Origin of the sequence: Pseudomonas sp. 3296, assembly GCF_031456615.1 — a bacterium.
Lineage (GTDB): Bacteria > Pseudomonadota > Gammaproteobacteria > Pseudomonadales > Pseudomonadaceae > Aquipseudomonas > Aquipseudomonas mucoides.
On the sequence record NZ_JAVDUY010000003.1, the window covers coordinates 171,784 to 185,852 of the forward strand.

Here is a 14,069-nt window from a genome sequence, read left to right on the forward strand (position 1 = left end):
AAATTGTGGATTGCCGTGTTCCGGCTCGAGATGTCGCAAGTATAACGGGCCGGACAGGCTTTACCTTTAATGAAGCGAATTCGCTTCGCGCACACGTTTGCTGACTGACGATAAATACCGTTTAACCAATCGATGCCGCTGTAAGACACGGCCAATCGAAGAGAATTCAGCGCGCCAAAACAAATGCTCAGGCCAGTGGCCCGTTGAGCAATGGCACGAATCGCACCGCCCCCAGAACACGTCGGGAAAAGCCGTTTTCTTCGCGGATGATCAGCATCAGTTGCTGCACCTCGCCAGAGCCGACAGGGATGACCAGGCGCCCACCCGGTGCCAACTGATCGAGCAAGGCCTGAGGCACATCCGTGGCCACTGCCGTGACGATAATGCCGTTGTAAGGCGCCAGCGCCGGCCAGCCCTCCCAACCATCGCCCCACCGAAACACCACGTTTCGCAGGTTCAGCTCCACCAGGCGTTCCTTGGCCCGGTCCTGCAACACCTTGATGCGCTCCACGGAGAACACCCGCTCGACCAACTGCGAAAGGACCGCCGTTTGGTAGCCCGACCCGGTACCGATCTCCATCACCTTGTCCAAAGGACCCGCCTCCAGCAGCAACTCGCTCATGCGAGCCACCATGTAAGGCTGGGAGATGGTCTGGTTATGCCCGATCGGCAGCGCCGTGTCTTCGTAAGCCCGGTGGGCCAGCGCTTCGTCGACGAACAGGTGACGGGGTGTACGGCGAATGACTTCCAACACTTTGGCGTTGGAAACGCCCTCTTCGTACAGGCGCTGGATAAGGCGTTCGCGGGTCCGCTGAGAAGTCATGCCGATGCCGCGGCGCAGCATATCGTCTTGTTCACGAGACATTAGCGCAGCCCCTCCAGCCAGCCATCGAGACTTCTGAAGGCATCGTTGAAGGTGCGATCCAGTTGCAGCGGAGTGATCGAAACATAGCCCTGCATCACCGCATGGAAATCGGTGCCCGGGCCGCCATCTTCAGCATCCCCGGCGGCGGCGATCCAGTAACCGGACTTGCCCCGCGGATCGACCACTTTCATCGGCGCCGCAGCACGTGCGCGATGCCCGAGGCGGGTCAGCTGAATACCGCGGATATGGTCCAGCGGCAAGTTGGGAATGTTCACATTCAGTACCGTGCGCGGTGGCAGGTCGAGATCGCCATGGGCTTCAACCAACTTGCGCGCAAAGTAGGCGGCAGTAGGAAGGTTTTCTATTTGTCGCGAGACAAATGAAAAGGCAAACGAAGGACGCTCAAGAAAACGCCCTTCAAGGGCCGCCGCCACCGTACCGGAATACAACACGTCATCGCCCAGATTGGCGCCGAGATTGATCCCCGAGACGACCATGTCCGGTTGCTGCTCCAACAAGCCGTTAAGGCCCAAGTGCACGCAATCGGTGGGTGTGCCGTTCAAGCTGATGAAGCCGTTGGCCAGGGTTTGCGGGTGCAACGGACGGTCGAGCGTCAGCGAACTGCTGGCGCCGCTTTTGTCCTGGTCCGGGGCGATAACCACGCATTCGGTGTAATCCGCCAGCGCAGCATAAAGCGCGGCGAGTCCGGGTGCGGCTACCCCATCGTCGTTAGAAATCAGAATACGCATGGGCTGTCCGTCTGCCCCACCGGCACCAGATCAACAAGCTCGCGCACCAATACGGTGGCAAAGCATCCGGCCGGGAGGACGAATTCCAGTTGCAGAATGTCAGGCTCGGGATAATGCCACGTCAACCCGCCAATGGGCAGCCGCAGGATGCGACGTTCGTGGCTCATTCCGGCGTTAATCAACCAATCGCGCAGCTCCGCTTCGCGCGCGGCGATTGCCTGCTCCAGTTCATGGACACCGCCTGATGCCGGCGAGTCACCTTCGCCCCACTGCGGGCCGGTCGGGTGCAAGTCGAGAATCGCCAGTCGCGGGTCACTGCACTCCGCTTCACCGGCCGGAAAGAAGCTGCGGCTGTCGGTGAAGGCCAGCAGATCGCCAACCAGGGCTTGCTGCCAGGTACCGTCGGCAACACGCGCCGCCAACACCTGGTTGAACAGGAAACTGCGCGCCGTCGAGAGCAGGCGCGAACGCACGTTGCGCTGCTCCGGCAACGCCTTGCGCGCGGCCCAGGCACGGGCATCGACCACGTTGCCGCCGTCAAAGCCGAAACGCTGGGCGCCGAAATAATTGGGAATACCTTGCTTGGCAATCAGCTGCAGTCGTTCTTCAATCGCGGCTTTGTCGCCAGCAAATTGCGTCAGGCGCAACGTGAAGCCATTGGCCGAGTGAGCGCCACGTTGCAGCTTGCGTTTGTGCCGACCGGTCTTGAGGATTTTCAGCGTGTCGTTTTCTGCTGCCGACAAATCGGGATCAGCCTTGCCGGGCAGCTGTACACTGAACCATTGGCGCGTCAGCGCCTGACGGTCCTTGAGCCCGGCATAGCTGACGGTGCGCAATGGCACGCCCGCTGCCTTGGCGATTCGCCGTGCCGCTTCTTCGGTATTCAGCCCGCGCTTTTCCACCCAGATCCACAAATGCTCGCCATCACCGCTGAGGGGGATGTTGAGCACTTCATCGACCTGGAAATCTTCTGCCGTGGCTTTCAGAACAGCAGTGCCGAGAGCGTCACCATAGGCCCGTGGGCCAAGCAATTGCGATTCGTTCATGCGCGCAGCAACAAGGCAACGGCGTGCACGGCAATGCCTTCTTCGCGACCGACAAAGCCAAGCTTTTCGGTGGTGGTAGCTTTCACGTTCACTTGATCCAACTCAACTTGAAGATCCGCGGCAATCAGCGCGCGCATCGATTCGATATGCGGGGCCATTTTCGGCGCCTGGGCAACGATGGTGTTATCGACGTTGCCGACTTTCCAGCCCCTGGCGTGGATCAGCGAGACAACGTGACGCAACAGCACACGGCTGTCGGCGCCCTTGTAGGTCGGGTCAGTGTCCGGGAAATGTTTGCCGATATCACCCAGCGCAGCAGCGCCGAGCAAGGCATCGCTCAAGGCGTGCAGCAGGACGTCACCGTCGGAGTGAGCGAGCAGCCCGAAGCCGTGTGCAATGCGCACACCGCCCAGAGTAATGAAATCGCCTTCAGCGAAACGGTGCACATCATAGCCGTGGCCAATACGCATAAAAAAACGCCCCGATTTTTGTCAGGGCGTGATTCTACCTGCTTTGTCGAACATTAGGCGCCTAGAGCGCGCGCATGATGTTGCAAGTGGTCGTCGATGAAACTGGCGATGAAGAAATAGCTATGGTCATAGCCGGGTTGCAGGCGCAACGTCAGCGGATGACCGGCCAGTTTGGCGGCCTGTTGCAAGGCTTCAGGCTTGAGCTGGGTGGCGAGGAAATCGTCGCGATCACCTTGATCGACCAGCAGCGGCCGCTTCTCGTCAGCCTCGGCGATCAGGGCACACGCATCCCATTCGCGCCACTTCGAACGGTCTTCACCGAGATAACGAGAGAAGGCCTTCTGACCCCACGGGCAGTCCATTGGATTGTTGATCGGCGAGAACGCCGACACCGACTGATAACGCCCCGGATTACGCAACGCGCACACCAGCGCACCGTGGCCGCCCATGGAGTGACCGCTGATGCCACGTTTGTCCGACGCAGGGAAATGAGCTTCGACCAATGTCGGCAATTCCTGCACGACATAGTCATGCATCCGATAGTGTCGCGACCACGGCTCCTGGGTTGCATTCAGATAAAAACCGGCACCGAGGCCGAAGTCCCAGGCGCCGTCCGGATCACCCGGGACATCAGGACCGCGCGGACTGGTGTCCGGCGCGACGATGATCAAACCCAGCTCGGCAGCCATGCGCAGGGCGCCGGCCTTGTGCATGAAGTTTTCGTCGGTGCAGGTCAGGCCGGACAACCAGTACAGCACCGGCAGCTTGCCGCCCTGCTCCGCTTGAGGCGGCAGGTATACGGCAAACACCATGTCGCAGCCGAGCACGTCTGACCGGTGCCGGTAACGTTTGTGCCAGCCACCGAAGCTTTTCTGGCAGGAGATATTTTCCAGGCTCATGACCGACCTCAGAAATGGATGACGGAACGGATGCTCTTGCCTTCATGCATCAGGTCGAACGCCTTGTTGATATCTTCCAGGCCCATGGTGTGGGTGATGAACGTGTCCAGCGGGATTTCGCCGGTCTCGGCCATTTCGACGTAGCTTGGCAACTCGGTACGGCCACGCACGCCGCCGAACGCAGAACCGCGCCAGACGCGACCGGTGACCAGCTGGAATGGACGCGTGGAGATTTCCTGACCGGCACCGGCGACACCGATGATCACCGACTCGCCCCAGCCCTTGTGGCAGCACTCAAGGGCGGCGCGCATCAATTGCACATTGCCGATGCACTCGAAGGAGAAGTCGACGCCGCCATCAGTCATGTCGACGATGACTTCCTGGATCGGACGGTCGAAGTCTTTCGGGTTTACGCAGTCGGTTGCACCCAACTGCTTGGCAATCTCGAATTTGGCCGGGTTGATGTCGATGGCGATGATGCGTGCAGCCTTGGCTTTTACCGCGCCAATCACCGCCGACAGACCAATGCCGCCGAGACCGAAAATGGCCACGGTATCACCCGGTTTCACCTTGGCCGTATTGAGCACCGCGCCGATGCCGGTGGTGACACCGCAGCCCAGCAGGCAGACTTTTTCCAGTGGCGCTTCTTTAGCAATCTTGGCGACCGAGATTTCCGGCAACACGGTGTATTCGGAAAATGTCGACGTGCCCATGTAGTGGAAAATCGACTGACCCTTGTAGGAAAAGCGCGAGGTTCCATCCGGCATCAGGCCTTTGCCTTGGGTCGCGCGAATCGCCTGACACAGGTTGGTTTTGCCCGACAGGCAGAATTTGCACTGGCGGCATTCCGGGGTGTACAGGGGGATCACATGATCGCCCACCGCAACCGAGGTCACGCCCTCGCCGATCGCTTCTACCACCGCGCCACCTTCGTGACCGAGGATCGACGGGAAGATACCCTCCGGATCCGCGCCGGACAGCGTGTAGGCATCGGTATGGCAGACACCGGAGGCAACCACACGCAACAGAACTTCGCCGGCCTTGGGCATGGCGACATCGACTTCGACGATCTCGAGGGGTTTCTTGGCCTCGAAGGCAACGGCAGCGCGCGACTTGATCATGTGGATTCTCCAGCGAATAAAAACGAGACAGGAAGTGTAATACACGGCTTTACGGTGAATAATCAGGACAAAAGCAAAACATTATTGCCATATAGGGATAATCAACCATGGCCGAAAGCCGCTGGGAAGGGATCGACGAATTCGTCGCCGTGGCTGAATGCAGTCAATTTACGGCCGCAGCGGAGCGTCTCGGGGTTTCTTCCTCCCATATCAGTCGACAAATCGTACGCCTTGAAGAGCGCCTGCAAACTCGTTTGCTGTACCGCAGCACCCGCCGGGTCACGCTGACCGAAGCCGGGCAAACCTTCCTGCAACATTGCCAGCGCCTGCAAGACGGTCGCGAAGAAGCTTTACGCGCAGTGGGCGACTTGACCAGCGAACCCAAAGGCATGCTGCGCATGACCTGCGCCGTGGCGTACGGAGAACGATTCATCGTGCCGCTGGTGACGCGCTTCATGGGGCTTTACCCACAGCTGCGTGTCGATATCGAACTGAGCAACCGCCCGCTCGATCTGGTGCACGAAGGCCTGGATTTGGCGATTCGCCTTGGAAGGCTACAGGATTCGCGATTGGTCGCTACACGTCTGGCACCACGACGCATGTACCTGTGCGCATCGCCCTCCTACCTGGAACGCTATGGCCGCCCGCACAGCTTGTCGGAACTGAGCCGCCACAACTGCCTCATTGGCAGCTCGGACATGTGGCAACTGGAACAGAACGGGCGGGAATTTTCGCAGCGGGTCCAGGGAAACTGGCGCTGCAACAGTGGGCAAGCGGTGCTGGATGCGGCGCTACAGGGCGTGGGGTTGTGTCAGTTGCCGGACTATTACGTGCTGGAACATTTGAAAAGCGGCGAATTGATTTCGCTGCTGGATGCGCATCAACCGCCTAACACGGCGGTATGGGCGCTTTATCCGCAGCAGCGGCATCTGTCGCCCAAGGTGCGCAAGTTGGTGGATTATTTGAAGGAGGGGCTGGCTGAGCGGCCGGAGTATCGGAGCTAAGTTATTTGTTGCCTGTGCTCGCGATGGCGGTTGAACAGTCAGCGAAGAATTCAGCGGCGATTAACCCAGCGCTGACGAAGCCATTCGAGGTCTTCAGGACGCGTAACCTTGAGGTTATCGGACCGGCCTTCAATCAGACGCGGCGCCAGACCCGACCACTCCATCGCCGACGCTTCATCAGTGATTACCGCATCCGCCACCAGACTGTCGGCCAGCGCCCGATGCAAGGCACCCAGGCGAAACATCTGCGGCGTATAAGCCTGCCAAATCACGCTGCGGTCCACGGTTTCAACCACACGCCCATGTTTGTCGACCCGCTTGAGGGTGTCGCACGCCGGAACCGCCAGCAACCCGCCGACCGGATCATCTGCCAGCTCACACAGCAACTTGTCCAGATCGTCACGACTCAGATTCGGGCGCGCAGCATCGTGCACCAACACCCAGTCTTCATCATCAGCACCCAACGCATGCAAATGCAGCAACGCATTCAGCACCGACCCGGAACGCTCGGCACCGCCGTCAACCCGCTGAATTCGCGAGTCGCCAGCACAGGCCAGGTTTGGCCAATAGGGATCATCAACAGCAAGACTGACCACCAGCCCCTTCAGGGACGGGTGATCAAGGAAACAGCCGAGGCTGTGTTCGAGAATAGTGCGCCCACCCAGTTGCAAGTATTGCTTGGGACGGTCTGCGGCCATACGGGCACCGACGCCCGCGGCAGGAATCACGGCCCAGAAGGCCGGTAATGGGGAATTCATCGAGCCAACTGGTAAAGAGTTTCACCGTCCTTGACCATGCCCAACTCATGGCGAGCCCGTTCTTCGACGGTCTCCATGCCTTTTTTCAACTCACCGACTTCGGCGTCCATGACCCGATTGCGCTCGAGCAACCCTTCGTTCTCAGCCTGTTGATCCTTGATCTGCTGAGTCAGCTCTGCCACTTGCGCCAGACTGCCATTACCCACCCAAAGGCGGTATTGCAGGCCAGCCAGCAACAAGAGCAAGACGAGGAACAACCAATTGGGACTGCGCATCGAATATCAGGTTTCCAGTGAAAAAAGACAGCCATGCAAAAACATTGAAGCTTCTGATAGCACGAAGCCTGGAAAATCCAGGCTTGTGCTTATAAGGCATCAGATTAGTGGCAAAAACGTCGCTGTAGCGATTTTTCCGACACAATCCGGTGTCTTTTTACCAGCAATCGATCAACCGCGGAACTCGGCACGCCCGTTGTACTTGGCTTTTCCATTCAACTGCTCTTCGATACGCAGCAGTTGGTTGTACTTGGATACGCGGTCGGAACGGCACAGGGAACCGGTCTTGATCTGGCCAGCCGAGGTGCCCACAGCCAGGTCGGCGATGGTCGAATCTTCGGTTTCGCCGGAGCGGTGCGAGATCACGGCGGTGTAACCAGCGGCCTTGGCCATCTGGATGGCTTCCAGGGTTTCGGTCAGGGTGCCGATCTGGTTGAACTTGATCAGGATCGAGTTGGCGATCTTTTTATCGATGCCTTCTTTCAGGATCTTGGTGTTGGTCACGAACAGGTCGTCGCCTACCAGTTGGGTCTTCTCGCCGATCTTGTCGGTGAGGATTTTCCAGCCAGCCCAGTCGGACTCGTCCAGGCCATCTTCGATCGAGATGATCGGATAGCGCTCGGTCAGGCCTTTGAGGTAATCAGCGAAACCTTCAGCGGTGAACACCTGGCCTTCACCGGACAGGTTGTATTTACCGTCTTCGTAGAACTCGCTCGCCGCGCAGTCCAAAGCCAGGGTCACGTCGGTGCCCAGCTTGTAACCGGCGTTGGCCACGGCTTCGGAGATCACTTTCAACGCGTCTTCGTTGGAAGCCAGGTTCGGCGCGAAACCACCTTCGTCACCAACAGCAGTGCTCAGGCCACGAGCCTTCAGCACAGCTTTGAGGTGATGGAAAATTTCGGTGCCCATGCGCAGGCCTTCCGAGAAAGACTTGGCGCCAACCGGCTGAACCATGAATTCCTGGATGTCGACGTTGTTATCGGCGTGTTCGCCACCGTTGATGATGTTCATCATCGGAACCGGCATCGAGTAAACACCCGGGGTGCCGTTCAGGTTGGCGATGTGAGCGTACAGCGGCAGGTCCTGGTCCTGTGCTGCTGCCTTGGCCGCAGCCAGGGATACGGCGAGGATCGCGTTGGCGCCCAGGGAACCTTTGTTTTCGGTACCGTCGAGCTTGATCATCGCGTGATCCAGCGCTTTCTGGTCGCTTGGGTCCATGCCTTTCAACAGTTCACGGATCGGACCGTTGATGTTGGCCACGGCCTTCAGAACGCCTTTGCCCAGGTAACGGCTCTTGTCGCCATCACGCAGCTCGAGCGCTTCACGCGAGCCAGTGGAAGCACCGGACGGCGCGCAGGCGCTGCCGATGATGCCGTTATCGAGAAGCACGTCCGCTTCCACGGTGGGATTGCCACGGGAGTCGAGAACTTCACGACCTTTGATGTCGACGATTTTTGCCATTGTTGTAAACACTCCAAAGTTGACGAAAACGACGCAGCTAGAGGAAATCTTTTACCGTCGGCAAGTGGTGTACAGCGGGCAGACTTGCGGACGATAAGGCTCAGGCCCGAGGGCCTGAGCAACAAATCGTGCGGTACTTTACCGGAGAATTGAGGTTTACGCGGTTTCTACCGTCGGAAAACTCTTCACCAGTTCGTCCAACGCTTTGAGCTGGGCCAGGAATGGCTCCAGTTTGTCCAGACGCAAGGCGCAAGGGCCGTCGCATTTGGCGTTGTCCGGGTCCGGGTGGGCTTCGAGGAACAGGCCGGCCAGCGACTGGCTCATGCCAGCCTTGGCCAGGTCAGTCACCTGGGCACGACGACCACCGGCGGAATCGGAGCGACCACCGGGCATTTGCAGCGCGTGGGTCACGTCGAAAAACACCGGGTATTCGAACTGCTTCATGATGCCGAAGCCGAGCATGTCGACGACCAGGTTGTTGTAGCCGAAGCTCGAACCGCGCTCGCAGAGGATCAACTGATCGTTGCCCGCTTCCACGCACTTGCTCAGGATGTGTTTCATCTCGTGCGGTGCGAGGAACTGGGCTTTCTTGATGTTGATCACCGCGCCGGTCTTGGCCATCGCGACCACGAGGTCGGTCTGGCGCGACAGGAAGGCCGGCAACTGAATGATGTCGCAGACTTCAGCGACGATAGCGGCCTGGTCAGGCTCGTGGACGTCGGTGATGATCGGCACGCCGAAGGCTTGCTTGATGTCCTGGAAAATCCGCATGCCTTCTTCCAGGCCGGGGCCACGGTAAGAGGTCACGGAGGAACGGTTGGCCTTGTCGAAGCTGGCCTTGAACACATAGGGGATGCCGAGTTTCTCGGTAACCTTCACATACTCTTCGCAGACCTGCATCGCCATGTCGCGGCTTTCCAGCACGTTCATGCCACCGAAAAGCACCATTGGCTTGTCGTTGGCAATCTCGATATCGCCTACGCGGATGATCTTCTGCGCCATCAGATTTATGCCTTCTTCTGGTGTTGAATCAATGCTGCTTTAACGAAACCGCTGAACAACGGGTGACCGTCGCGTGGCGTCGAGGTGAACTCAGGGTGGAACTGGCAAGCGACGAACCATGGATGATCCGGGGCTTCGACCACTTCAACCAGCGCGCCATCACCGGAACGACCGGTGATTTTCAGGCCGGCTTCCATAATCTGCGGCAGCAGGTTGTTGTTCACTTCGTAGCGGTGACGGTGACGCTCGACGATGACGTCTTTGGCGTAGCAGTCATGCACCAGCGAACCCGGCTCCAGCAGGCACTCCTGAGCACCGAGGCGCATGGTGCCGCCCAGGTCAGACGATTCGGTACGGGTTTCGACCGCGCCGGTAGCATCTTCCCACTCGGTGATCAGGCCCACGACCGGATGGCCGCTGGCACGATCGAACTCGGTGGAGTTGGCGTCTTTCCAGCCCAGCACGTTACGAGCGAACTCGATCACGGCCACTTGCATGCCCAGGCAGATACCCAGGTATGGAACCTTGTTTTCGCGAGCGTATTGAACGGCGGTGATCTTGCCTTCCACGCCACGCAGACCGAAGCCGCCAGGTACGAGGATCGCGTCAACACCTTCCAGCAGCGCGGTGCCCTGGTTTTCGATGTCTTCGGAATCGATGTAGCGCAGGTTGACCTTGGTGCGGTTGCTGATGCCGGCGTGACTCATCGCTTCGATCAGCGACTTGTAGGCATCCAGCAGTTCCATGTACTTGCCGACCATCGCGATGGTCACTTCGTGCTCCGGGTTCAGCTTGGCGTCAACCACCGCTTCCCACTCGGAGAGGTCAGCGCTGCCGCATTGCAGGCCGAAACGCTCGACGACGAAATCATCCAGGCCCTGAGAGTGCAGGATGCCCGGGATCTTGTAGATGGTGTCGGCGTCTTCCAGCGCGATCACCGCACGTTCTTCAACGTTGGTGAACTGCGCGATCTTGCGGCGCGAAGAGATGTCGATCGGGTGATCGGAACGGCAAACCAGCACGTCCGGTTGCAGGCCAATGGAACGCAGTTCCTTGACCGAGTGCTGGGTCGGCTTGGTTTTGGTTTCGCCGGCCGTGGCGATGTATGGCACCAATGTCAGGTGCATCAGCATCGCGCGCTTGGCGCCGACTTCGAAACGCAATTGGCGGATCGCTTCCAGGAACGGTTGCGACTCGATGTCACCCACGGTGCCACCGATCTCGACCATCGCCACGTCGGCATCGCCGGCGCCCTTGATGATCCGGCGCTTGATTTCGTCAGTGATGTGCGGGATCACCTGGATGGTTGCGCCCAGGTAATCACCACGGCGCTCTTTGCGCAGCACGTGCTCGTAGACACGGCCGGTGGTGAAGTTGTTGTTCTGGGTCATGGTCGTGCGGATGAACCGCTCGTAGTGGCCCAGGTCCAGGTCGGTCTCGGCGCCGTCATGGGTGACGAACACTTCACCGTGCTGGAACGGGCTCATGGTGCCCGGGTCAACGTTGATGTACGGGTCCAGCTTCAGCATGGTGACCTTAAGTCCCCGCGCCTCCAGGATGGCCGCCAATGAAGCCGATGCGATGCCTTTCCCCAATGAAGAAACAACACCGCCCGTGACGAATATGTAGCGCGTCATGAAAAACCCTAGAAGTCTGCGTTAAAGCGGTCCGAGCCGCCGGGGAAAGCGAAGGAAGGCCGAAGCCCCCGATCACCTGCATTAATCACAGTGCACCTTTCAAAAAAACCGCCGCGTTGGGACAGACCGGCAGGTGAAACACCGGTGCGTTGCTCGCTACACATTTTTTGGAATCGCCCAGCAAAGACTGCTTGGTAATCGGCAACTCCTGCAATTCAGGCGAATCCACAGAAGTTGTATCAAGAAGGGAGCGTAGTCTACCGGAAAGCCCCTTTCAGCTCAAACCTTGATCTTCGCCAGGTGGCTGCCAATGCAAATGCCAGCCGTCCTGCCCACTGCCATTCAAGCCCCGTACATTGGCTACTGCCAGCAATTGCTCGCCGCGCCAGAGCAGCGGCAATCTGCCACGGGCGAAGCCTGGAACCCCGCGTTCATTGAGCAAACGCTTGAGGTCTCGGTGGCCGCGATCAGCCAAATGCATGACCTCACCACCCTCACGATAGCGGATTTGCAGCGGGCCATCGGGGATTTGTCCGGTGAGCGTGAGCACACCATTTTCCGGTAATGTCAGTGGCTTCGAAGGTTCAGCCCACTGCACGGCAGGCGGCGGATTGCGCAGCCAACAGCCCGACAGCCACCAGATACGCCCGGCCGAGCGATGCAGCTCGCCATCCGCCAGCCGCCAGACCGGACGGGCATCACCCGTAGCGTCACGCAAATCCTCCCAACCCGACCAATGGTCGCTGTCCGGCAAACGGGTCAGCGCTGCGAGCCAATGGCTTAGCGCATTGCGCTGGCGAGCGGCGGAACGTTGTAAAAGAGGAGCGAGCGCCAACGAGGCCACGCCCAGCCAGTCAAAATCATTGACCGTCGTCGCTTCGGCCAGATCGATTTGCGCCAGCTCATCCAGCAATGCCTGCGCTTCGCTCAAGTGCGCGGCGCTGCGAGCCATGGTCGCCATCGCTTGCGGCCAGCGCTCGGTCAATACCGGGAACACCTGATGCCGGAGGTAGTTGCGCGAAAACTGCCGATCCTGGTTGGAAGGGTCTTCAATCCAGTTCAGCTGATGTTCTGCGGCATAGGCTTCAAGCTCAGCGCGACTCACGTCCAGCAAGGGTCGCAGCAGATGGCCCCGTCCAAACGGACGGACTCTCGGCATCCCCGACAAGCCTCTCACCCCTGCCCCGCGCAACAGCCGAAACAACAGGGTTTCCGCCTGATCGTCACGGTGCTGGGCGGTCAGCAGCAGTTCATTGGCCCGAATGGCTTCAACGAATGCGCCATAGCGCGCATCCCGGGCAGCACGCTCAAGGCTGGCGCCAGGCTGAACCTGAACATGAACGACGTGTAGCGGCACTCCCAAGACATCACAGACGGCCTGACAATGTGCCGGCCACGCATCAGCCGCGACCTGAAGGCCGTGATGGACATGCATAGCGCTGAGCGCAGGCAGGGATTCGGTTTTTGCCAGGTGGGCGAGCAAGTGCAGGAGGACGGTGGAATCGAGCCCACCACTAAAGGCGATGCGCCAGGCCGAAGCATTGCGCCACGGTTTCAGATTCAGCAAAAGCCTGGCAGGCAGATCAATCATTGGCCGACTCATGGCGTTCCCTTGCACAAAACAAATGTGGGAGCGAGCCTGCTCGCGATAGCGATCTAACAGCCAACAGATTAGTTGAATGTTAAGCCGCCATCGCGAGCAGACTCGCTCCCACATGGGAAAAGCGAGGTCAGATCAGAGACCGTAGCTCATCAGTCGCGCGTAACGACGGGCCAGCAGCGCGTCGTTGTCGAACTTCTTCAGCATCGCCAGTTGCGAGCTCAGCTCGGCACGGATCGAGGCGGCCGCAGCGGCCGGGTCACGGTGTGCACCGCCCAATGGTTCGCTGATAACCTTGTCCACGATACCCAGGCCTTTCAGGCGCTCGGCGGTGATGCCCATGGCTTCCGCGGCGTCCGGGGCTTTCTCGGCGGTTTTCCACAGAATCGAGGCACAACCTTCCGGCGAAATCACCGCGTAGGTCGAGTACTGCAGCATGTTCAACTGATCGCAAACGCCAATCGCCAACGCACCACCGGAACCACCTTCACCGATCACGGTGGCGATGATTGGGGTTTTCAGGCGCGACATGACACGCAGGTTCCAGGCGATCGCTTCGCTCTGGTTACGCTCTTCAGCGTCGATACCAGGGTAAGCGCCCGGGGTGTCGATGAAGGTCAGGATCGGCATCTTGAAGCGTTCGGCCATTTCCATCAGGCGGCACGCCTTACGGTAGCCTTCCGGACGCGGCATGCCGAAGTTGCGGCGAACTTTCTCGCGCACTTCACGGCCTTTCTGGTGACCGATGATCATCACCGGCTGGTCGTCCAGACGGGCGATACCACCCACGATGGCAGCGTCATCGGAGAAGTGACGGTCACCGTGCAGCTCATCGAACTCGGTGAAGATGTGTTCGATGTAGTCCAGGGTATAAGGACGTTTCGGGTGACGCGCCAGACGTGCGATCTGCCAGCTGGTCAGCTTGCCGAAGATGTCTTCGGTCAGCGTGCTGCTCTTGTCCTGCAGGCGGGAGATCTCATCGCCGATATTCAGCGAATTGTCGTTACCGACCAAGCGCAACTCTTCGATCTTGGCTTGCAGGTCGGCGATCGGCTGTTCGAAATCTAGAAAATTCGGGTTCATAGGCGTCCGTCTTGGGTCGACGTCCAAGAGAGCTTGGGCCGGCCGGTTGTCTATTCGCGCCCTACCTTAAGGGACAGGCGCGTTCAGGTCGAGATTAAA

General features: G+C 59.3%; 14 protein-coding genes. 1 reads left to right on the top strand and 13 read right to left on the bottom strand.

Features of this window, described 5'->3' with window-relative positions:
* Nucleotides 1-187: 187 nt before the first annotated feature.
* The 6 genes from J2X66_RS09070 to J2X66_RS09095 are packed head-to-tail and all read right to left on the bottom strand — an operon-like array spanning nt 188 to nt 5,150.
* The gene (locus J2X66_RS09070) at nt 188-823 is read right to left on the bottom strand and encodes a protein-L-isoaspartate(D-aspartate) O-methyltransferase (protein WP_172825954.1); all 636 of its coding nucleotides are present in this window, start codon (nt 821-823) and stop codon (nt 188-190) included.
* Between the two features lie 41 nt (nt 824-864).
* Complete coding sequence (gene surE, locus J2X66_RS09075) at nt 865-1,614, bottom strand: 5'/3'-nucleotidase SurE (RefSeq protein ID WP_310263330.1); 750 nt, start codon at nt 1,612-1,614, stop codon at nt 865-867.
* Nucleotides 1,602-2,660, bottom strand: a complete 1,059-nt coding sequence (gene truD, locus J2X66_RS09080; protein WP_310263332.1) for a tRNA pseudouridine(13) synthase TruD — start codon at nt 2,658-2,660, stop codon at nt 1,602-1,604. The genes surE and truD overlap by 13 nt, the downstream gene beginning before the upstream one ends.
* Complete coding sequence (ispF, locus tag J2X66_RS09085) at nt 2,657-3,130, bottom strand: 2-C-methyl-D-erythritol 2,4-cyclodiphosphate synthase (protein ID WP_310263334.1); 474 nt, start codon at nt 3,128-3,130, stop codon at nt 2,657-2,659. The genes truD and ispF overlap by 4 nt, the downstream gene beginning before the upstream one ends.
* A gap of 53 nt (nt 3,131-3,183) precedes the next feature.
* On the bottom strand, nt 3,184-4,029 hold the full coding sequence (fghA, locus tag J2X66_RS09090; RefSeq protein WP_310263336.1) for an S-formylglutathione hydrolase: 846 nt from the start codon (nt 4,027-4,029) through the stop codon (nt 3,184-3,186).
* Between the two features lie 8 nt (nt 4,030-4,037).
* Nucleotides 4,038-5,150 (bottom strand): S-(hydroxymethyl)glutathione dehydrogenase/class III alcohol dehydrogenase, encoded by a 1,113-nt coding sequence (locus tag J2X66_RS09095; protein WP_310263338.1) that lies wholly within the window; start codon nt 5,148-5,150, stop codon nt 4,038-4,040.
* Between the two features lie 107 nt (nt 5,151-5,257).
* Here J2X66_RS09095 and J2X66_RS09100 point away from each other — a divergent pair, with 107 nt between their 5' ends.
* Entirely contained in the window at nt 5,258-6,154 is an 897-nt protein-coding gene (locus J2X66_RS09100) for a LysR substrate-binding domain-containing protein (RefSeq protein ID WP_027924990.1), read from the top strand.
* 50 nt (nt 6,155-6,204) lie between these two features.
* Here J2X66_RS09100 and ispD read toward each other — a convergent pair whose 3' ends face one another.
* The 7 genes from ispD to J2X66_RS09135 form a co-directional block, all read right to left on the bottom strand.
* On the bottom strand, nt 6,205-6,912 hold the full coding sequence (gene ispD, locus J2X66_RS09105) for a 2-C-methyl-D-erythritol 4-phosphate cytidylyltransferase (RefSeq protein ID WP_310263341.1): 708 nt from the start codon (nt 6,910-6,912) through the stop codon (nt 6,205-6,207).
* Nucleotides 6,909-7,187 (bottom strand): cell division protein FtsB, encoded by a 279-nt coding sequence (gene ftsB / locus J2X66_RS09110; protein ID WP_027924988.1) that lies wholly within the window; start codon nt 7,185-7,187, stop codon nt 6,909-6,911. The genes ispD and ftsB overlap by 4 nt, the downstream gene beginning before the upstream one ends.
* A 171-nt stretch (nt 7,188-7,358) precedes the next feature.
* The gene (gene eno / locus J2X66_RS09115) at nt 7,359-8,648 is read right to left on the bottom strand and encodes a phosphopyruvate hydratase (RefSeq protein WP_310263344.1); all 1,290 of its coding nucleotides are present in this window, start codon (nt 8,646-8,648) and stop codon (nt 7,359-7,361) included.
* 156 nt (nt 8,649-8,804) lie between these two features.
* Nucleotides 8,805-9,650: a 3-deoxy-8-phosphooctulonate synthase gene (gene kdsA / locus J2X66_RS09120; protein WP_046029210.1), complete on the bottom strand. Its 846-nt coding sequence runs from the start codon at nt 9,648-9,650 to the stop codon at nt 8,805-8,807.
* Nucleotides 9,651-9,655: 5 nt separating this feature from the next.
* Nucleotides 9,656-11,287: a CTP synthase gene (locus J2X66_RS09125; protein WP_027924986.1), complete on the bottom strand. Its 1,632-nt coding sequence runs from the start codon at nt 11,285-11,287 to the stop codon at nt 9,656-9,658.
* 274 nt (nt 11,288-11,561) lie between these two features.
* Complete coding sequence (tilS, locus tag J2X66_RS09130; protein ID WP_310263347.1) at nt 11,562-12,890, bottom strand: tRNA lysidine(34) synthetase TilS; 1,329 nt, start codon at nt 12,888-12,890, stop codon at nt 11,562-11,564.
* Between the two features lie 132 nt (nt 12,891-13,022).
* Nucleotides 13,023-13,970 carry an acetyl-CoA carboxylase carboxyltransferase subunit alpha gene (locus J2X66_RS09135; protein ID WP_027924984.1) on the bottom strand — a complete coding sequence of 316 codons (948 nt, stop codon included), beginning with the start codon at nt 13,968-13,970 and terminating at the stop codon, nt 13,023-13,025.
* Between the last annotated feature and the right edge of the window lie 99 nt (nt 13,971-14,069).